Origin of the sequence: Neisseria sp. P0008.S002, assembly GCF_051962805.1 — a bacterium.
GTDB lineage: Bacteria > Pseudomonadota > Gammaproteobacteria > Burkholderiales > Neisseriaceae > Neisseria > Neisseria perflava.
The window spans coordinates 1-4,000 of sequence record NZ_JBQCUY010000014.1 but is presented as its reverse complement, the minus strand read 5'-3'; the positions used below and the strand labels follow the sequence as shown (position 1 = coordinate 4,000).

At 43.5% G+C, this 4,000-nt stretch carries 5 protein-coding genes; all 5 read right to left on the bottom strand.

The genetic code is table 11. The annotated features are described in order from the left end of the window. A partial coding sequence (locus ACTHSA_RS10755) for a DUF6531 domain-containing protein (RefSeq protein WP_440367928.1) occupies positions 1 to 134 on the bottom strand: 134 nt, incomplete at its 3' end. 292 nt (positions 135 to 426) lie between these two features. Further along, positions 427 to 1,023 (bottom strand): SMI1/KNR4 family protein, encoded by a 597-nt coding sequence (locus ACTHSA_RS10750; RefSeq protein WP_198921340.1) that lies wholly within the window; start codon positions 1,021 to 1,023, stop codon positions 427 to 429. A gap of 21 nt (positions 1,024 to 1,044) precedes the next feature. Next, positions 1,045 to 2,175: an RHS repeat-associated core domain-containing protein gene (locus tag ACTHSA_RS10745; protein ID WP_440367927.1), complete on the bottom strand. Its 1,131-nt coding sequence runs from the start codon at positions 2,173 to 2,175 to the stop codon at positions 1,045 to 1,047. A 53-nt stretch (positions 2,176 to 2,228) separates the two neighbouring features. Beyond that, positions 2,229 to 2,681, bottom strand: a complete 453-nt coding sequence (locus tag ACTHSA_RS10740) for a hypothetical protein (RefSeq protein ID WP_039862584.1) — start codon at positions 2,679 to 2,681, stop codon at positions 2,229 to 2,231. A gap of 53 nt (positions 2,682 to 2,734) precedes the next feature. Continuing rightward, positions 2,735 to 3,928 carry an RHS repeat-associated core domain-containing protein gene (locus ACTHSA_RS10735; RefSeq protein WP_107737641.1) on the bottom strand — a complete coding sequence of 398 codons (1,194 nt, stop codon included), beginning with the start codon at positions 3,926 to 3,928 and terminating at the stop codon, positions 2,735 to 2,737. Positions 3,929 to 4,000: the final 72 nt, after the last annotated feature.

Below are 4,000 nucleotides of genomic sequence, written 5' to 3'. Positions count from 1 at the left end.
GAGAACGGCAGCGACCAACCCTGTCCCAGCCAGCCGTTGCCTATTTGGTCGGAATAGTAGCTGCGCTGCCAAACAAGTGGAAGCGGGGAGTCAAATGCAAAGTCGGTCTCTGTATCGTCAAATAGGACTTTGATACTGTAACTAAATAGAGGCCGTCTGAAAAACTAACTTTCAGACGGCCTCTATTTCAACCAGCGTTGCAACCGATAACGGGGATTGGATTGTTAAAGAACGGAGGTTTCAGACGGCCTCAAAAGGATATTGAGGCCGTCTGAAAACCGAAAAACCCGCGTACTTGCTTTGAGGCACGCACGCTACCTGCAAATTCAGGAATTTATGCGGGCTACGATTTGCTAATCAAAGCTAGAAATATATAATTCAGTTTACATATTACATATATCTTTAGGCACATAATATTTCAAACAATTATTCTTCTTCTAAGACCATACGATTAAAACAGTCATACAAATCTTCTCCGACTAAATACATATTTTGCATCTTTACTTCTTCAGGCATAGTTTTTCCAAAATCATCAAAATAATCTTCTTCATCCCATTCGTTTTCATGGTACCAATAAAAAATTTTTCCTATTTTTTCCCCTTTTATACAAAGACATATCCTATCTCCGTAGTTATTCTCAGCAATAGGTAAAAAATTCGTAGGAATCCTATTTTCCATTTTTTTTATAGCATTGCTCAATGAATAGCCAGTTTGATACGATTCCCCTTCTCCATAGAAACAACCAAATTCCCCTTTCTTTATTACAACATTTTCTATCGGTGAATCAGGGGGATAACAATAGCTTGGTAGTCCATTGTCATACATGGTTAATTTATAAAATACTTCATTTAGATATGTCTCTCCTCCAAAACACGTCAAATAATCTAAATAATCAGAAAATTCTTTTCTATCAATATCTAGAAATTTTGACATTATTTCTCGTGATAAAGGAGCGAAAGGCTTTGCTCCGACCCTTACAACTCCACCCATTTTTTCTATTAAAGTTTGCATTCTTGTGCTCATAATGTTTACTCCAGTTAAAGGTTATGGACATGTTTTTCCGATTTTCTTCTTATTACGCATGACACTTGCAGGACCAGTATGCCTAATGCCACTATGTAAATCTCTCGGTATTATTTGCGCCGTATTTCTACTTGAATGATGTAAGTCAAGACGATTGTCCGTCAAATATTTTTGGGTATCTTGGACAGACCATCCCATCTTATCTGCTAAAGCCCTTCTCATTCTTGTGAAATCTTTATCTGGGTCACCCGTCATACCGGTAACTTTAAACCCTTTGGGCCCTTTACCAGATGAAGACCAAGGAGTTTTTGCCCAAGGAGAAAAGTCTGGTCTACCACCTCTGTAATTAATAGAATCACCAACATTGAGTCCCAAATCTTGTGGGTTATTTGGTGTAAAGCGAGAATGTCCTCTTTCTCCCGCCCAAGTTCCGTCCCTAGGTAGCCTCCAGCCCGCTGGTTTGGGTGTTCCTTTTTTCCAATATGCCCAACCCAATGGGTCAACCCAAGCCTGTGTACTTGGCGCAAAAGCATACAGATTCTCCCCACCCAACAACCCAATCGGATCCTGATTCACAAACCGACCTGCCTCAGGCTCGTAATACCGCATCAGGTTGTAATGCAGCCCCGTCTCTTCATCGAAGTACTGGTTTTGCAGTCTGAACGGCTGGTGCGCGTTCCGATAAACGCGTTCATCCTTTTTCAGACGACCCCAGGCGGTGTATTCGCCGTACCACAAGAGATTGCCGTGAATGTCGGTCATCTCGCGCGGTATGCCGATTTGATCATTGTGGAAATAGGCGAGGTATTGTTTGCCGTCTTTGGCGTTGTCAAAAATTTGCGCCAGCGGTTCGTAGCTGTCTTGGTCGGTGTAGATATAGGTGTAGCTGCCTTTGTAGGTGTACTCCTGCAATAGGCGGCTGCCGTCCCAGACGAAATGGGTGCGTTTCGGGTCGGTGCTGGTCCAAGCGAGTTTGTCTTGGCGCTCTTTGGAGAGCCTTCGTCCGAACGGGTCGTAGGCATATTCCCAAATCTCGGTATTACCGGTGGGCTTTTTGATTTCGGCGCGGACGAGTTGGTTTTCTAAATCGTATTGGTAATATTGGTTTTCGCCATTGGGCAGCTGGCGGTAGATCAGGTTGTTAAAGAACAAATGTTTCAGACGACCTCAAAGAAGGTTTTGAGGTCGTCTGAAAATATCGAATCTTACTTTTTGTTTTTTTTCTTAGGATTTAGTTCTTCTTTACGCTGCTTATAAAACTGCCAATATTTTTTGTCCTCGATACTGAATGGATAATATCCAGCATCGTTATAAGCTATATCGAAATATTGATAAGCATCATCATATTTTTCAATATCATAATAAAAAATACCGCCTAATAGATATGTTCCTGCATTAGTTGTTCCTAAATCGGCAACACTCAAAGCAATAGTCAGCCATTCCTCAGCCTGTTCATATTTTTGATGTTTATAATATAACTCAAATAAGGCAATCGTAACCATTGTAGTTGGATGCGCCCATTGAGTTACTGGCTTAGGTATTAGCTCAAATGCTTCTTTTAATAATTTTTCTTGTTCCGAAAAAGATTTATTATAAGCTTCGCAAACTAAATCATTAATTTTTGATTCCAATTCTGGATTAACTGCATCTAAATTCATAGCATACAACTCCTCAATTAAAATAAACAATGTTAAGTGTAGATTCTATAATATCAATGGCCATAATCAGATTTCTGTCTAGGCCCGATTGGTTTATCCATATCATACCTACTTCGGTTTTTTGCGCCGCGGGAGCAATTTCCCCCTTTACCGGCACCTTTTTCAAGCCGATAGTTATTTGGATCTCTCATCCACGATCTAACTTCAGGCGATTTTTTACCAAAAAATTTTCCTCTTCTATTCCAATAATCCACAGCATCTTCGCCTGCATGCCCCATATGAGCAGACCTAACAGGCTGCCATGATTTAGTTGGAGTATCCCAAAATTGGGCAGAGCTAGGAATATCGCTTACACGTCTTAAATTACTAATCTGCTCAGCCGACATACCACGTAGCTCCTTAGCACTTAACATGCGCTGCATTACAGCCCTACCAGTGGTACTCACTTTTGATGGCGTTTTACCTACTGTAGCTAACCTGTTACGAGAAAGTCCCAACGGATCAATCCAACTTTGAGCATTTACAGCAAACTGATAAAGGTTATCCCCTGCGCCCAGCAACCCAATCGGGTCCTGATTCACAAACCGCCCCGCCTCAGGCTCGTAATAGCGCATCAGGTTGTAATGCAGCCCCGTCTCTTCATCATAATACTGGTTTTGCAGTCTGAACGGCTGATGCGCATCCTTGTAAACCCGCCCGTCCTTTTTCAGACGACCCCAAGCGGTATATTCGCCGTACCATAACAGATTGCCGTGGACGTCGGTCATCTCGCGCGGTATGCCGATTTGATCGGTATGGAAATAGGCGAGGTATTGGGTTTCGTCTTGGTTGTCGTAGAAGACTTGGGCTAAGGGTTCGTAGCTGTCTTGGTCGGTGTAGATATAGGTATAGCTGCCTTTGTAGGTGTACTCCTGCAACAAGCGGCTGCCTTCCCAGACGAAGTGGGTGCGTTTCGGGTCGGTACTCGTCCAGGCAAGTTTGTCTTGGCGCTCTTTGGAAAGGCGTCTTCCGAACGGGTCGTAGGCGTAGGTCCAAATTTCGGTATTGCCTGCTGCTTTTTTGATTTCGGCGCAGACGAGTTGGTTTTCTAAATCGTATTGGTAATATTGGTTTTCGCCGTCGGGCAGCTGGCGGTAGATCAGGTTGCCCAATGCATCGTAGGTGTATTCGATGCCGTTGTATTCTTTGAGGCGGTTACCGCTGCTAAGGTTGCCGCCCTTTCCTTCGGCGGCTTTGTCGGAAAGGATGTTGTGGGCGGGGTCGAAGGCGAAGGTTTCGCTGCGGCCGGTTTGGCTGTTGCGGGCTTCTTGAATGCGTCC